The organism is Novosphingobium sp. ST904 (assembly GCF_001298105.1).
GTDB lineage: Bacteria > Pseudomonadota > Alphaproteobacteria > Sphingomonadales > Sphingomonadaceae > Novosphingobium.
Window position 1 is genome coordinate 1 of sequence record NZ_LGJH01000114.1, and the last position, 16,277, is coordinate 16,277.

General features: G+C 60.3%; 12 protein-coding genes, 1 pseudogene and 1 riboswitch. Of the genes and pseudogenes, 2 read left to right on the forward strand and 11 right to left on the reverse strand.

Going from position 1 to position 16,277, the window contains the following annotated elements:
• Positions 1–98: 98 nt before the first annotated feature.
• The 4 genes from ADT71_RS04740 to ADT71_RS04755 form a co-directional block, all read right to left on the reverse strand.
• Positions 99–836 carry a universal stress protein gene (locus ADT71_RS04740; protein ID WP_008830659.1) on the reverse strand — a complete coding sequence of 246 codons (738 nt, stop codon included), beginning with the start codon at positions 834–836 and terminating at the stop codon, positions 99–101.
• A gap of 74 nt (positions 837–910) precedes the next feature.
• Complete coding sequence (locus ADT71_RS04745; protein WP_008830660.1) at positions 911–1,312, reverse strand: DUF190 domain-containing protein; 402 nt, start codon at positions 1,310–1,312, stop codon at positions 911–913.
• Positions 1,305–2,693, reverse strand: a complete 1,389-nt coding sequence (locus tag ADT71_RS04750; RefSeq protein WP_010339505.1) for a voltage-gated chloride channel family protein — start codon at positions 2,691–2,693, stop codon at positions 1,305–1,307. The genes ADT71_RS04745 and ADT71_RS04750 overlap by 8 nt, the downstream gene beginning before the upstream one ends.
• Positions 2,694–2,716: 23 nt before the next feature.
• Positions 2,717–2,787, reverse strand: a riboswitch (Fluoride riboswitch).
• Positions 2,788–2,918: 131 nt separating this feature from the next.
• A complete protein-coding gene (locus ADT71_RS04755; protein WP_017503726.1) occupies positions 2,919–3,836 on the reverse strand; it encodes a recombinase family protein in 918 nt (305 codons plus the stop codon).
• A 459-nt stretch (positions 3,837–4,295) separates the two neighbouring features.
• On the opposite strand from ADT71_RS04755, the gene ADT71_RS04760 reads away from it, so the two are divergent.
• Positions 4,296–5,213 (forward strand): hypothetical protein, encoded by a 918-nt coding sequence (locus tag ADT71_RS04760; RefSeq protein ID WP_054435558.1) that lies wholly within the window; start codon positions 4,296–4,298, stop codon positions 5,211–5,213.
• Positions 5,214–5,226: 13 nt separating this feature from the next.
• On the opposite strand, the gene ADT71_RS04765 is transcribed toward ADT71_RS04760, so the two are convergent.
• The 7 genes and pseudogenes from ADT71_RS04765 to ADT71_RS04805 form a co-directional block, all read right to left on the reverse strand.
• The gene (locus ADT71_RS04765) at positions 5,227–5,568 is read right to left on the reverse strand and encodes a type II toxin-antitoxin system RelE/ParE family toxin (protein ID WP_054435560.1); all 342 of its coding nucleotides are present in this window, start codon (positions 5,566–5,568) and stop codon (positions 5,227–5,229) included.
• Complete coding sequence (locus tag ADT71_RS04770; protein ID WP_054435564.1) at positions 5,561–5,842, reverse strand: type II toxin-antitoxin system Phd/YefM family antitoxin; 282 nt, start codon at positions 5,840–5,842, stop codon at positions 5,561–5,563. Before ADT71_RS04770 ends, ADT71_RS04765 begins: the two co-directional genes overlap by 8 nt.
• Positions 5,843–7,100: 1,258 nt before the next feature.
• Positions 7,101–7,253 (reverse strand): hypothetical protein, encoded by a 153-nt coding sequence (locus ADT71_RS32910; protein WP_231635596.1) that lies wholly within the window; start codon positions 7,251–7,253, stop codon positions 7,101–7,103.
• A gap of 571 nt (positions 7,254–7,824) precedes the next feature.
• Entirely contained in the window at positions 7,825–7,944 is a 120-nt protein-coding gene (locus ADT71_RS35445; RefSeq protein ID WP_243692782.1) for a type II toxin-antitoxin system prevent-host-death family antitoxin, read from the reverse strand.
• A gap of 2,579 nt (positions 7,945–10,523) precedes the next feature.
• Positions 10,524–11,784, reverse strand: a pseudogene (locus ADT71_RS35450) (replication initiator protein A).
• A gap of 159 nt (positions 11,785–11,943) precedes the next feature.
• Positions 11,944–12,957: a ParB/RepB/Spo0J family partition protein gene (locus tag ADT71_RS04800; protein WP_054435570.1), complete on the reverse strand. Its 1,014-nt coding sequence runs from the start codon at positions 12,955–12,957 to the stop codon at positions 11,944–11,946.
• Positions 12,954–14,153 (reverse strand): AAA family ATPase, encoded by a 1,200-nt coding sequence (locus ADT71_RS04805; RefSeq protein ID WP_054435572.1) that lies wholly within the window; start codon positions 14,151–14,153, stop codon positions 12,954–12,956. The genes ADT71_RS04800 and ADT71_RS04805 overlap by 4 nt, the downstream gene beginning before the upstream one ends.
• A gap of 608 nt (positions 14,154–14,761) precedes the next feature.
• Between ADT71_RS04805 and ADT71_RS04810 the strand changes: the two genes are divergently transcribed.
• Positions 14,762–16,102, forward strand: a complete 1,341-nt coding sequence (locus ADT71_RS04810) for an anti-phage deoxyguanosine triphosphatase (RefSeq protein ID WP_054435601.1) — start codon at positions 14,762–14,764, stop codon at positions 16,100–16,102.
• Positions 16,103–16,277: the final 175 nt, after the last annotated feature.

Here is a 16,277-nt window from a genome sequence, read left to right on the forward strand (position 1 = left end):
CGGGCAATACCAGTCCATGCCATTGATCACTCCATCTCTCGCAGGACGGCGTGAATCATAAATGGCTGGTATTGCTCAACAACTTTCGGGGCGGGCTCTTAGCGAACCATCAGGAGCGGGATGTCCGCCTTGGCGAGCAGGTGCCGGGTGGTTCCGCCTGCGAACCATTCGATCAGCTGGTTATGCCGATAGGCTCCCGTCACAAGCATATCCGCTCCCGCCAGATGGGCCTCAGTCAGGAGTTGCTGACCAAGGTTTTCGTGCGAGCGCGGCACGACGTGGAGCTGGTGCGCAATCCCTGCATCGTCGAGCAGCGCTTCCAGCTTGAGCGCCGGATCACCTGCATCGCCGATCCGAATAGCGGTGACGTCAGTGGCGCCTTCCAACCAGGGCGTGGCCGCCTCGATGGCGCGCCTTGCCGCATCGGAGTCGCTCAAGCCGGCAGCCACACGCGAAAAGCTCTGACCGGGCTGGGGCTTCCAGGAAACCGGGACGATCAGCACCGGTTTCTGGCTATCGAACAGCGCGGCATGCAGGGCGTCCCCGCCGTCCATGTTTCGCTCGTGGGCGATCACGACCAGCAGGTCGGCATTGTTCGCCTCCTGCGTCACCACGACTTGCTCATCCCCAACGATGGTTCGCCAGGCAACGGGTGGCGCGTCCTGGGCGGCTCCTGCGGTCCATGCCACGAAAGCCGTGTGGCAGGCGGCCGATCGCTCGCTGGCCGTGCCTTCCCAATGTTCGCGCAGACGCTGCATATCGACCTCTTCGCTGGCGGCAACGAGCAGGCCGGGATCGACCACGACATTCAGCGCTTCGATTGTACAGTCCCCCACGCTCTGCGCTGCGAGAACGGCTGCATTGAGGCATGTCGCAGTGCTGTCGGCTCCGACGATGACGGAAAGGATCTTTATGCTTTGCTCTCCTGATGCGGCCTTGCCGGGGCTTCGATCGACCAATGTTCGAGCTGTTTGTAGATGACCACCTTCGTCGACAGCAGGGCGGCATGCCGCTGGCAGAACAGTTCAAGATCGGCGCGGTGGCCGATCAGTTCGACGCACATGGTCAGATAGGGATTGCTCGTTTCCGCGCCCTGATCGAGCACCGGCCCGTGGTTGCTGAAGCCGTAATGGGTATGATGGGCTACGGCGTTCATCAGACCGGCAGCCTTGGCCTGGACGACAAGCTCACGATAGAGCGGGCGTGCTGACCACAGCTTCCATGCCTTGCGCGGCTCTGCCGTATCACGCGGCGCCATGTAGATACGCAGCATGCCGATCTCGCTGGACGTGAGAATAGCCGTGTCAGTCATTTTTACGAAGATCCTGCTTTGTGATCTGAGGGCGCGCGGCGCGAACGCTCCGCAGCGTAATGCCGGGGCTGATGGAAATGCGCGGATGCTTGGGGACGGCAATCTGCTGAGACAGGTAGATGCCGCTGTGGCCTGAGCACAGATAGGCGACGAAACAGGCTACGGCGATGTAGACGGCATGGGTAGCACCGAACAGTTCGATGCCCATGATGGTGCAGGCCAAAGGCGTGTTCGCTGCCCCGGCAAAGACAGCAACGAACCCGAGACCGGCAAAAAGATCGACAGGAGCGCCGAATAGGGTGCCAAGGGCGTGGCCGAGCGCCGCGCCGATGAAGAACAGCGGCGTTACCTCGCCTCCCTTGAAGCCGGTGCCCAGCGTCACGACCGTGAACAGCAGCTTGAGCGCCCAACTCCAGTAGTCAGGCCCCGGCGCGAAAAAGCCGGCGATGGTGGGTGTCGAGGCGTCGGGCGCCCAGACGCCGAGGCCAAGATAGTCGCGCGTACCGAGCAGATAGACCAGAGCGATCACCGCCAGGCCGCCCAGGAAGGGACGCAGCGGCCCGAAGCGGACGTGGCGCTTCACGAAGTCGCCGAAGCCGTGCGACAGTTCGGAGAACAGCAGGCCGACCAGTCCAAACGCCACACCGGCAACGCCCGCCTCGAGCAGAAGCACCGGGTCGACGGCAATCGGTCCGACCGCGCGCTGGAGATAGTCGATATGGTACAATCCGTGGTGGATTCCCCACTGGTGACAGGTCCAGTCGCCGACAATCGCAGCTATCAGTACCGGCACCAGCGCCCGATATTCCACACGGCCGACTGCCAGCACTTCGAGAGCGAAAACGGCGCCTGCCAGCGGTGTGCCGAAAACGGCCCCGAAACCTGCGGCAATACCCGCCATCAGGATGATGCGGGTACTCTCGGCATCAAGCCGAAACATCGTGGCGAAGGCGCTGGCAAGGCTGCCGCCCAGCTGCACAGCCGTCCCTTCTCGCCCGGCCGAGCCGCCGAACAGGTGCGTGACAACGGTGCCGAGGAAGATTAGCGGCGCCATGCGCAAAGGTACGCCGCCGCCCGGTTCATGGACCTGCTCGACGATCAGGTTGTTGCCGCCTTCGACGCTGCGGCCAAACAGATGATAGAGCAGCCCGACCGCGAACCCGCCGACCGGCAGGAGGAACAGCAGCCATGGATGCGCAAAGCGCGTGCGCGTGGCAATATCCAGGCTCCAGAGGAAGGCTGCGCAGAGACTGCCCACCGCCGCCGCCATGGGAACAAGGAGCGCCAGCCAACGCAACACGGACAGAGCATGGTCGTGCCGGTCCCGAACAAAGGTCAGGACGTTCAGGTTCGACAGCAATATTGCGAATTTAGCGCGCACGATTCCTCCTTGTTGCGAAAACGCATCAGGTAGGAATCATCAGCCCGAAGGCGGTTCGGCCGAAGCCCGGCGGAAATCCATCGCCTTGCCGGCGCATATCGTATGGCGAATGCGTTTGGTCAAGCAGCAACGCATGCGGAGGTGGATCTGTACGGCAACTTCATGCCTCTCCTGCGCTGGAAGCTGTCAGTCGCCTTTCGGCCCGCAGCCGACCTTCTCCGGCATTCACGGCGATAAGGTCGCCGGTAACTTCGGCACGACGATCAAGCCCAAATTCCGCGCCTGAGAAATCACGCGCCTCACCCCCTCAGGCGACCATTGCGTACCTTTGCGCGGCGTTGGCTCTCGCAAATCCTTGCTCAACCACGTCGCGAGGCTGCGAAGAGTAGCATCTGGATCGTTGTTGAGCTTGTCGGCCACCAGCAATGCGATCCGACTGTCGGGAGCCAATCGCGGCGCCGCCTCGAGTATCACCCGATCAGCGTAGCCCGCTTCGACCAACGTTCGGCATGCCTTCACCAGGGTACGCTCGGAAAACGACCGCACCGGCGGCTTAAGCGCCTGAATACGCCGGAGCACCAAGCTCCAGGGTAAGTGCGGTCGCAACCGCTCGACGATTGGCAGCCATCGAAGCCGGCCATCGACCAATTCGTGAAGATGCTTTTCCTTCAAACTGTGGCGCAAGTCGCCTATCGCCGACGGGTCTCTCGCGCGCATCTTCGGATTTCCCGGTCTGGCGCCGCGCGCAACCGCGGCCTTCAGCCCTGCCCGCGTCCGCTCGCGAATAAGCGCACGTTCGAACTCCGCAAAGGCGCCAAGCATCTGTGTCATCAGCATCCCTTGCGGGCTGCTGGTGTCGATCGGATCATTGATCGAGCGAAAATACGCTCCCTTGGCGCGGAGCGCTTCGACGATTTCCAGCAAATGTGACAACGATCGTGCGAGGCGATCGATCCGCACAACCACGAGGGTGTCCCCCTGTCCCACCGCTGCGAGCGCGCTGGCCAGTTTCGGACGGCTGCGGCTAGCGCCGCTGGCCCGGTCCTCGAATAGGGTTACACAGCCTGCGCGTCTTAACTCACTAATCTGGGCGAAGGTATCCTGTTCGTCGGTAGAAACGCGGGCGTAACCGATCAAGGGCATTTGTCACAATCGATCTAACGGGGTCAACCGACCGGTTGTCCCCGTATGGTAATCGCTTGAGCCCCGGTTGACCATCGTCCGAGGCGGATCAGATGCCTGGCACCCATCCCGTTTGAACCGAGTGTGCGGACGTTGAGAGAAGCCCCCTGCCCCGCCTGTCCTAGCCTGTGAATGCGCTAAGAAAGTGTCGCCGAAAAACGCTGGAGATCAGCCACGCAGCATCCAGGCGTCCGGCGGTATTCTTCCCTGAATCCAGCCGTATTCTTTCAACGCAGGATCCAGAAATTGGGCGGCGCTGGAGCGTCCAGTCGTATCCTGAAAACGACACCTTCTATAAAGAGACGTCAAATCCGGTTCTGTGATAACTGCAATTATCACATGTCCACTTGCTGACGCTATCGAAGAGGTTAACCAACTTGTCGGTTTGGTTGTTTTCGCTCTTGTGCTACGCCCTCCACTATGACGGCTGAAAGCCACACACTTTTGCAGCTCGGCCGCCTCGATGGACGACTCCAGAGCAGCCCGGCAACCGACCTGTGGCTGGCCCGCGCGCGACTGAAAGGCGCCGTTTTCCTCGCGGAATTGGCCAGGGTACCGATCACCGAGGACAGCCTGCTGGCGTGGATCTGCGGCCGCACACCGCCGCCGCGCCGCAGCGAGGGATTGAACGATCCGCTGTCGATCGCAGCGCTGTTTCACTTTGCGCTCCAGGCCGAAGAAACCGCCGGCGATCCGGTCGCCGAGGCCTCACTGCGCGTACTGCGCACCTTGCTCGACGACCGCGCCGAAGCCGAACTCTACGCTGCGCCGGATCTCGCCTGGTTCGGATCGGTGTTTGTAGACGCCAAGCGGGCCTTGCTCACCCCCCTCTCCTCTCCCGGCATTCTGCCGCTGGCCGAGCGGCTTATCGCCGTGCACCACGAACTCGGGTTACAGGCCGGCACAGGGCGGCGCGTCATTACCGCCGACGGCCGGTCGCTCGATATCGATCCGCGAACGTTTGACACCGTCTGGGTCCTCGGCACTTTGCTGCCCCGCGCCTATGTTGCGGCCGGACTAACACTTCGCGCCCTGCCCTCTCTCGTCGGCCTGCCGCGCTTTCTGCCCAACGATCCCCGCGTGCTCGCCGATGAATTGCAAAGCCGGACCTTGGAAGCAGCGCTCCTGGGTTTGTGGGAACTCGATCAGCTTGAACTGGGATTGAAACGCATCCCGCTAGATCTCAAGGTCACTAAACGCAGCAAGGCGCCGCTGCTGGCACGGCTCCAGCTGGCCTATCCGGATTTGCGGGTGCCGGCGATCGCGCGCCTCCTCGGCATCTCGCCGCAGGGCGCGCTCAAACTGGAAATGAAAGTTCGCGATCTTTTGCCGAGCTGAGTTGGCCCCAAGTTCAGTGCGGACGTCCGAGCAGACGGCGCTCAAGCAGTTCCCGCATATCGCGGCGCCCATCGGCGACCAGTAGAATGACGACGCGCTCGCCGATCACCCGATAGATGAGCCGGAACTGCCGCAGCAGAACCTGGCGGAACTCGCGCAGCCCCAATCCTTCGAGTTCCTTCGGCACCCCTCCCCGCTCGGGACAGCTCTCGAGCGTATCGACCACCGCGAGGAACTGATCAATCAGCGCATCTGCATCATCCGCCCCGCGGACCTTGGCGATGTAACCATGAATTTCTTCGAGATCGTCTTCGGCGGCCTGGGTGAGTTCGACGGCGTAAACGGCGTCAGGCATCCGGGCGCGGCGCCTTTGCTCGCAGGCGCTCGGCAACACTGCGAGCCGACTTTGTCCGACCGGCATCAATGTCCTGCTGGCCTAGCGCCAACAGCTTCAGCAGCGCCAACGTCTCCTGTGCCTGCTCGAACGAGTCCACGTCCTGCAGCACCGCTTTCGCTTCACCGTTCTGCGTGATCACCAGCGGCTGCCGCGTGTCGGCCAGGTCCGCGAGAACTTCGGCCGCATTGGCCTTGAGATAGCTGATGGGTCGGACCTGGGTCGACAGTCGCATGATGCGAAAACCTCGCTGGACTAAATTCAGTCTCTATTTAGTCCTCCGAATGCATTTTAGCAACCGGGCGAGGGCGTCGACCCATTCGATGGCATTCTGTTGATCCAAATCTGTCCCGGTTTGCAAAAACCCAAGGAATTCTGCGGGTTTCGCTGAGTTAAAGACGGCCTGCCCGCAAAGCCACTCTACAGTCGCGAAACATCACCAAGACGCACCAATCTTCATCAGGCCGCTTAAGGCGCTGTAAGAGGCCTTGCAGGCGATTTTATCGCTATTTCGCGTTTTGTTCACGCATTCACGACGTATTATCGCTAAATCAATGAGCGCTGCTTCGGACCCGATGTAGATTCTGACTAAGCCTCGATCACCAGTAGCGACCGATATAGACGGCATGCCTTGTACACTAAGGCCCGACCGATTCAGTCCTACACGATCGCGCCGCTACCTCGAATGGAACGGCCAGGTCGGCTGCCATTTCCATAGGGCCGCCAACAAACTGGCACGCATGGCCATAGTCCGAATATTCGGTGTCGTCGATCCGGAGGGCGAGCGGGTCGGGTACCCCAAAAAGGGACATGCGATCCACAACGCGGACGTGCCCGATATGTTTGTACGGGATAGGCCCGATCATTGCACCATTGTCGTCGCCTACATCCCGATGATCGACGGCGATCCGAGGACGCAGGACCAAGGCCACGACAGGACCTTACTGGACAGTGCGCTCCGAGACTGCGCTCTGGTGGCCAAGGCGATCGGCATTCCCCCCGGGGTTGCTCGACGCGCTGCTTCGAATGGGTGCAACGTCGGCTCGGCAGCAGCTGGCAACTTCTACCATCCGCCCCCTCACCCCCTGTATCTGCCATTGCAAGCTGTCGAAACCTAGGTCGATGAATTCACGGGCCCCTCCCTTCGACAGTTTGGTCGCCGGCCAGTTCGGGAGCCCTCCCCTTTTCAGACGAGACTATCGGCATTCCGAAACCATGGTTTCGGCCGGCGCCGCAGTGTCTGCCGGGTCCTAGCGCGGGCATTAACCCAATCTCTCCGGCTGCAGACAGGCGGCAAATTTGGCCGATCTTTGGAGCGGGCTTTAAGCCTGTCTCCAATCGCAAGCGCGCCGATTTCCTGACAAACGGTTTCGGTTACCGCTTCAGCCGAGGTCATTATGGCCGATCATTCGGCCGATTTCGTCCATCGACTTCAGAAAGGGTTTCGGCGTGACCTCCGATTGGAGACGATACGGCGTGGGCCCGCAGCCGCATCATCCCGCGTTATCGAACTTCCGGACTTCAACCGCGCATTCTTCGAAGCCATCCAGCAAGCGGGCATTGATGCCCACTCTGCCAAAATCCTCGCCAAGTGACTGCCAGTGCGTACCGCAGCCACACACCGGACAGTGATGGATGCTGATCATCTGGTCCCCCCATATATATGCCGTCGTCTCACCTGAGATGCTCACTTCAGAAGGTGGAAAGTAAGCGACCCGCCAAGCCAATCGCCGGCAAAGCGAACAGTTACATTCCGCGACCCACTGGGGCGCATCCGGCACGTCTATTTGCACCTTGCCGCAGTGGCAGCTTCCGTGAACGCCTATGGCCATATTTCTAATCCCGGTTTCGAACGACCATACCGGCAGCAATCTTCTCTCGTTACCCTCTTGGGGCAACCCCACTTAGCTGCCCACCTTCGTGCGACCACACTTCCACGCCTGCATCATTCAAGCAGCTGAAAACAGCAAAGAGCTACTCAACCAGGATTTCTCCCACGCGTGGGACAGATCCCCTAACCCCGCGGATTTTCTCGCGTAAATGCGAATTAACAGCCTTGCGGAAATGGTATCAGGCTCCCTTTGAGTTCAGTGAACCGAGGTCTTCCGCGCGGCGCATCCCAGCCATCGGACGGTTTGGCCACCGGACGCCTGACAACTCAGCGGGCCGCCTTGGTGCCTCCATTCTCGATATCCTCTGGACCGAGCGTCGGCAATTTTAGCAGCCCCTGGTTTGGTCGAATGAGCCGACTGCCTGCAACACAGCCATCGGCCTGCCGTTCTGCGTGATCACCAGCGGCTGCCGCGTGCTGGCGAGATTGCCGAGGAGTTCGTCCACATTGCTCTTGAGGTAGCCGCTGAATCGGACCCGAAGCGATCATGCCATTAGAGAAACCTCGACGGATCTCATTAGGACCCAATGTGAAGTGCGGCGATTAAAGAGGCAAATGGTCCCCTTCCGCTGGATCGTTTATCTCTAGAGCGAACTCATCAGCGTTTGGGGACAATCGTCTGGATAGGTCATCGGTATCGGTTTGACGACCCCATCTGCCATTGCGAGCGACCGCGACGACGATCAAATGCAGATGACGGGGCGATCCTACCTGAAATTTGGGCCCGCTGAGGAGCTCTCTGAGCGGGATTTCGACCTCTCGATGACCTGGGTATCATTTTCGGGTTCAAACGCGCCCTCGGTGGCTCTGAGGGCAAAGCACACGATTTCGTGATTTTCCGCCTCTCGAGGTGGCCGACGGTGTCCCTCGTGCTGAAGGCTTGTTGAAGGACGTGTCGATCAGCTCCCGAGATCCTTCGCCGGGAAAATCGGAGTCGATGATCCCGTTACCGAGGTCATCGGATCTCCGTTTGGATGCCGTATGACCATCTACTCGGCGCTCGTTTGTACAGCTAGCCAGATCGAGCCCCAGGTCTGCACTCTGACGGCATGACAAGTGTTAGCGTGATACCCCTCCCCTGGCGATGCACCATCATAAGCATCCACGTTCCGACCGTGATGACAGGTCGTTGCAGAATTGCCGGCAGGATTCGCTCAAAAGCTTGAGCTGTTTGGAGCCCAGATCGAATCAAAGCTCTGCCTGATCGGCTTACCGGGTTACCTGGCCAACGCCGCCAAGGGTCGATCGCGCCAGAGCCAAGCGCGGATGAAAGGTTGCGTGAAGGTGAGCTTAGAGCTGGCGTGGTGCGAGTGTGTGTTTGCGCTGGGTCGGCGCGCTCAGTTCCGTGGTCCAGCTGCGCCGACGGCTGAGGTTTTTGTTTGGTGTGATGGAACGTCGGATGATGGGGGCTGTACATGCGCAGTTCGCAATGCGTGCAAAGTCCTTACGATCGTCCGCCCCTTCCCTTTTCTCCCTTAAATCAATCTCGAAGATCCGCCGCAGGCGCAGGGTTAAAGGGGTTATATTTTTAAGTTAGAGAGTTAAGGGGTCCCATCGCCCGCCTGAGTCCGGGCTGACTCCGCGAGTCGCGGCCTGTGGATAGAATCTGATAACACGCGGTAAGCATTCTGATAGCACGCGAGTGAGATTCTAATAACACGCTCCAGAGAATCTGATCACACGTTCTGCCCGTCGGGGGGTGTGGACAAGTGGACAAGGTCGATACCCAGCCATTCCATCACGCGTCCGCACGCCCTGTGCTTGCGCCATTTTCTCGTCTTCTCGGCTCATTGTCACCCTAAATCCCGTGCAGGCCGTTTCAGCGGATTTTCAAACTGCGTCGTGTTTTCGGGAATGTCTGCGCAAAGCGACAAAGCGCTCTCGACGTGTTTTCAGGAATGGCGATTATGGCGATATGCCCCTGCGCAGCGATTCTAGCTGAGTTAGAGCGCCTCGAGATCGACACGTTGCCGGCCTCCATTTTCAATCCGCAAGGGCATCGGTGAACCGATTGGAATTGCTGCGATTGGCAATGTTCGCCAGCACCCCATCGTGTTTTTAGAATCACAACCGCGCTTGCGTTGCAGCCTCGTCTTTGCGGAGAGTTCCTTGGAAAGTGTCGCGGGCGAAGCGGACAAACGCGCGATTTCCGAAAACACGTTATGACAGCGCTTCTCGACCGCTCGTTGTCGGTTTACGTTCGCCCCTCATCGCATCCTGACATCATGCGTGTCTTGGGGTGGCCTTTGCCTGTCCCGCTCCGCGTCGCCCTGCCCTGCCCCGCCGTGTGCAGGATCGGTTTTTGGAATGCCACTGCGATGAGAAGCCATGCGAAGCGTCTCTCAGATGCGGGCGATCCATCCTGCCAACCTGGAGGCGGACGCTCGGTGGGCTCTTATCAATCGGTGATAGGAAAGCCCCGGCGCGCCCTTCGTCGGAGATCGGAGCGGCGCTTGCAAAGCCTCTGCTTGCAGATCCCCTGCCCCTCTTTCTAACGAAGTACCGCAAGGGCATCTGCTGCAGACCAATATGACGCAGGGAAGTGGCCCATCTGCATATCTGCCGAGATGAAGGCGGTGTCCGGTAAGGGGATCTTGGGAGAGGGCGCTGACTTCTGGCGAGGCCTGCGCCGGGCACCGCCACGATGGCAAACATGGCTTCCTCAGATGATGGATGATCAAGGTGCAGCTCTGCTGCGAAACTTCCGAGGCGGACAGCGGCAGGGAAGGGGGCCCGAGAGGGCATCGGTGCGGATGCACGCGTGCCGGCGCCTCGGTTGGGGAGGGCGGAGCCACATGCCAGCGCGTTTTGTGTTCCTGCGTCTTGGGTTGATGGGCGACCCAGTTCGCTAAGTCGCAATTGTCCGCATGTCGAGGAAGGCGCTGGCGGCCAATGGCAGAGCGGAGAGGGCGGTACAGCGGGCCGGCATGATCACGCGATGATGCGAGAGCGGGGCAGTGCAGTGCAGTGCAGTGTAAGCCAGGATGGACCGGCACTTGGGCGAAGATTGCCTTTAGAGAGGGCCCTAGAATCCGGGAAGCTGGTACTTGTTGCGCTCGTGGTGCTTCTTCATGAAGCCGTAGAACCGCTTCGAGTAGTTGCGCGGCAGCTCATTTGGGTTCGCGTTGAGGAACGCATCGAACGTCTTCATGAGAACGTCGAGGTCCCAACCGGGGCACTCCTGACGGATCGCCTCATAGGTTTCGGGATCGAGAACGTCCTGTGCCCGGCGGCCTCGGCGCAGTTTGGGCGTTTCCTTGGCGGTCTCGGCATAGACTTCAGCGTGCGGATCGCCCGCTGGATTGGCATCTTCGAACTTCAGGCTAGCTGCCGTCCGCGCCAGGAGGCCGCGGGTGAGACGCGGTCGACCAGATCCACTGGCGCAGGCGTCACAGGAGACGCTGCGATTGATGCGCGGGCCGGGGCAGCCGGTTTGGGCGAGGGCAGGGCGGGGGCCTTAGCTGTTCTGCCTGGCTGGTCCTCGAGGTATTTCCTCATGACCATCTTGAGTTTAGGGCGCGGGGTGTCGCGCCGATCACTTCGAGGCTGATCTCGGGGAGATTGTTCGCCCGTGCCAGCTCGAGGATCTTGTTCTTGAACGAGGGCAGCGAACTTTCACTGCCGCTCTTCTGGTGCAGCGTCTCGAACCCGATCGTGAACCCCTCGGCGCCGTTTCCGCCCGCGTGCTTGCGGCTTGCCCGGTACAGCCATTTCCCGAGTCCACTCGTGATCTCGAAATAGAGCGGCGAAATGGCCAGCACGTTGCGCTTGTCCATGACGCCTTCGAAAAACCACTTCGAGAGCGTGATTTCCATGCCGAGTGAACGCTGCGTCTTTTCATCGACGAGGTGCGTGTAGCTGTCGATCCATGAGAAGGTCGTCTCGCGCGATTTCGAGTTCGCGCGGATATTGGTCTTGATCGTGGTCGCCTGTAGCCGGTCGAGGGCCGCGATCAAACGCTCGTAGGCACGGCCGCTGACCCCCCAGCAAATCCGCCGGAGCAAGTCGCCGGGCTGGAGCCGGATCGTCGGAGAGAGATCGTTGTCGCCTCGCTCGCGCAGCTCATTCAGGTGCGACGCGAGGTAGATCATGATGTCCGCGTCCCAGATCGTCGCCATCCCGTACTCGGGGTTGGCGGACACATGGACATGAACGCTCTTATCGGGGCTGTGATAGTCGATGGGTTTGATGCGCTTCTTCTTCGCAAGGCTAAAGAAGGGGCGCTGCATTGTTTCCTGATAGTCGCGCAGCGAGATATCGCTGAAGTCGGGCAGCGTGAAAAACATCTCGAACTGGACCTTCCGGCCGCCATTGGCGGTCGTGACGCGTCAGAAGTCACGCTGCAAACCCATCCCTCTTACACCCGTCCCACGCGTGGGAAATGTCATTTAAGCATCTGAAATTAATAAGAAAAATTAGTGTTATCAGCTTTGCAACAAACGTACTCAGCGACCCGCCTTCCTGAGGATCTTGGCGTTTTCGATGAGGGGGCGAAGCGCCTCCAGAATTTCATCGGTGGTCCGGTCAGTCGGCGTGAGTGTCAGGGTAAGGCCCCGGCTTTGATTGCGATCGACTTGTCCGATCTGCGTTCCCGCCACTTCGATGAGCGTCTTTTGCGATCGGCCTCGGCGAGGGGCAGTTGTCGCCTGTACCAGACGGGCAACGACCTCGGCGCCGCTGATCGGTTCCTCATCGCCCGACTGCCGGAAGCTTTGCTCATTGGCGATATGCGCCGCTGCCTCTTCCATTTTGGCCAGGCTTGCCGGCGTTCGAACGAGGGGCAGGAGCTTGTCGCCATGGCGCACCTGAAGGTCCATCGGCGAATTGAAGGCACTGACAATCGACTGCGGGATCTCGGTCAGGCCGATGTAGCGAGCGAGGCTGGATTTCGAGAGCTTGACCCGTTCGGCCATCTTCGACTGGACGCCATCATAGTAGGTGTCGACTGCGGCCTTGTAGTTGAGGCCGCGTTCGAGGTCGGAAATGTCTTCGCGCTCGCGGTTCTCGATGTCGGCAAGCCGGAAGGCGGCCTCGTCATCGATGTCCTCGATGATCGCGACAAGTTCGATGTCGGGGTAGTGATTGGCGTTGAGCCAGCTGGTCGCCCAATGGCGGCGCGTCCCGATGACGAGCTCGTAAGGGAGTTCCGCCTTGGGCGTGCGGCGGACGACGACCGGAATGCGGTTGCCGTTTTCCGCCTGCAGAGAATCGATGAGGCTGCTCAAGCGATCCTGTGTCAGCCGGGCGTAGTCTCGGGCATTGCCCGGCCAAATCGAACATTCCGACGGCTTCAGGCGGATCGATGGCTTCTTTACCATTCGCGACGCTTCGCCGAAAGCATCGAGCCGCTTGCTGGTAAAGCTCGTGCGCGGTTCGGTACGCGGGGCCTCTTCGGCTACGACAATCGGCTCGGCCGGGGCCGAGGCAAGGGCCTCGCCGATCAGGGAACGCCGGCTCATGCTGCAGCACTCGCGAAGGCGTCAGCCGCGCGGCCGGCAATGCTTGTCGAGGGCCACTGCTGGCGGATCTGCTGAACAACTTCACTGAACACGGAATCTAGGTTTTCGCGGCACCGGTTGTAGGTCGCGTGGGAAGCGGAAGGCTTACTCTCGTAGACCGAGCGGAAGGCCTGCGTCGCGTTCTTGATCTCCTCCGAGGCAAGAATGGGCTGGCTGAGTAGGAATGTGCCGTAGGTTGCCTGCATCATCTTCCACATGTCGTTTTCGCCTGGCTTGCTGGGCGTGTAGGTCGAGCATACGACGCGGATGAAGCCGTAATCGACCGGCGTGCCCGCCGCTTCCAGAATCTCGATATTATCCGCGATCGTCTCCATGAAGTGGATCGTCGACAGGTAATCGAGTTGGCGTGCCGGGACGGGGACGACCAGACCGGTTGCCGCGGCCATGACGTTCAGGCCGAGAAAGCCCATCGCTGGCGGCGGATCGAGCAGGATGACGTCAAAGTCCTTGCTAATGGTCGAAATTCCTATGCGCAGGCGTTGCAACCCTTCGCGTACAGCCTGACTGCCTTCCTGCAGCGTTGCGGTGAGATCCCACTCAGCGTCCTGGAGGCCAAGGCTTGAGGGGATGATCTTGATGGTCGGCCAGGCCGTGTCGTGGATGGACGCCGGAAAATCGTCGAAAGTGCTGCGCGGCGACAGGAAGTTACCTAGCGTCTCTTCGACATCGATCAGCGTCTCGGGCTGAATGTCGAACATCGTCGTCGTCGATGCCTGCGGATCGCAGTCGATCACGAGGACCTTGTAACCGTGAAGCGCAAGATAATCTGCGAAATGCTTGGTGATCGTCGACTTGCCGACGCCGCCTTTGAAGTTTTGGACCGCGATGATCACCGCATCTTCGTCTTCGGCCTTGCCGGGGTGGATGCTAAGCGTCTCACGAATGTTGGTAAGATCTTCAAGGGTGTAGAAGCGGCGGCCATTTGCCGACTGCTTGGGGGAGGGGAGTCGGCCTTCCTTTTCCGCTTTTGCCAGCGCCTCGGGAGTGCGGCCGACCAATTCGGCGGCTACGCCGGGGCCGAAGGTCAGATCGAGAACCTTGCGGTCCTCGGGGTTGAAGACGATCTTCTTGACCCGATCGCGCATCTCTTCGCACGTCCGCGTGATCGCGCGCAGCGTGTTGACGGTGTACGACATGGCCCAATACGCTCCCTGGTGAATCAGCAATGCTGTTTCAGTTTGGGTTTAGAGAGCAGAATTGGCTCTGAAAGTCAAACCTGACCCATCCGGAGCGCTTGGAGCCGAATGACTGACGAATCCGGTCTCGGGTCGCGAACTGCAATAACGGAACCGTCTCACTTCCGAACGAAGCCATCTATGCGGCGCTGTCGGACGTCTAGTTTCGAATACCAGACGGCGAACAGTAGCGTCCAGCGAACCGGGGGCGCCCGAATTGGCGTCCCGCCAGAGGAATCCGAATACCCGGCGAGGCCAATTCTCAAAACCACTTTGGGACATTCCGGGAGGCGGTGTCAGCGCTCCTATACAGAGGCGAGGCTTATGCGCTTTCGGTTGAAGTCTCGCTCATCGCGCGACTGTCATGACTGATATGATCTGAAACCCCAAGGGATGAGCGCAGTAGTTGTGGCTCCGACGAGTGCATAGCCGCCACAGCATCGAGAAGGCGGGTGATCAAAGACATGCGGAAAACATGTCGGCAGAGAGCTTTCTGTTCCCCGGTGCGGGCGCTAGGCTCCCTTCGGTCACCGAGAAGCGCTGGCGTATAGAGGAGTGTGAAGTCGCAAATGAGCTGGTACGCGAGGCAGGAAAGCTGGCAGGCCCAAAACAGTGACGCCCGCGACGAAGCCGACATCGACTATTCGCGGGTTATCCATTCCGCATCGTTCCGCCGCCTGCAGGGCAAGACGCAGATCCTAAATCTGGGCGACAGCGATTTCTACCGGACCCGGCTGACCCATTCGCTGGAGGTGGCGCAGATCGCCGGCGGAATTGCCCGGCAGTTCCGCAAGGACTTTCCCGACCACCCGGCCATTCCCCATCTGCCGGAGCACAGCATACTGCAGGCGATCGGGAACACACATGACCTCGGTCATCCGCCGTTTGGCCACGGCGGCGAAGTGGCGCTCAATTACTGCATGCGCGAGGCAGGCGGCTTTGAAGGGAACGGGCAGACGCTGCGCATCCTTTCCAGACTCGAGCAGTTTTCGGCCGGTGCCGGCGCAAACCTCATGCGGCGCACCTTGCTTGGCGTGCTGAAGTATCCGGTTCCTTATTCGCAGGCGTACAACCCAGCCTGTCCTCCCCGGCTCAACGGCAAGACCACGGCGATCAGCATCATCGACCGCGCGGTCTCCAAGCCTCCCAAATGCTATCTCGATACCGAACGCGATGTCGTGCAGTGGGTGCTCGAGCCGCTTTCCAGCGCCGATCGCGAGCGGTTCACCACTCTCCAGACCCAAAGCGGGAAGCATCATAAAGCGGTTCATAAATCCTTCGACTGCAGCATCATGGATGTCGCCGACGACATTGCCTTCGGCGTTCACGACCTGGAGGATGCCCTGGCGCTGCGGTTGGTCGACGAGGGGGCATTCCGAACGCTCGTGCCGGAGGAGAGCTGCGCCTCGTTCCTGTCATATCTCAAGCAGAAGTATCCGCAGGAATCCGAGAACAACGTCTACGAGCGCCTCATCGCGATGCTGTTCAGCGACGGCGGCGAGCGCAAGAGATGCATCGGCCGAATGGTCGGTCACCTGATCACGCATTGCGAGATCGAAACCCGGGAAGAGTTCGAGGAACCCATGATCCGGTTCCGCGCCGGAATGCAGGCTGGTCCGCGGGCGTTCCTTGGCGCGCTGAAGGACGCGGTCTATCGGGCCGTCATCCAGAGCGCAGGCGTCCAGCAACTTGAGTTCAAGGGGCAGAAAATGGTGGTTTCGGTGTTCGAGGCACTCGCCTCGGAGCCTGAGCTGCTCCTGCCGGCAGACCAACTGGCAAGAGTGCGGGCTGGCGAGAACGTGCCGCGCGTTATCTGCGATTATATCGCCGGCATGACCGATGGCGCCCTCCTCAAGGCCTACGACCGGCTGTTCAGTCCCCGCATGGGTTCGATTTTCGATCAATTCTGAGCGGCGAACTCTGCGTCAACGACAAGGAGGGCGCTACGGTCCGCCGAAAAAAGACTTGAGTTCTGACTTCTGCGGCTCGCGTGCTGCTGCGAGCCAGATGGGGGAGCACGTTTCCCCGCGGACCGTGCGGGCATTCGTCATCCCACAGTCCACCGGGGCACCGCGCGAGCGCCCC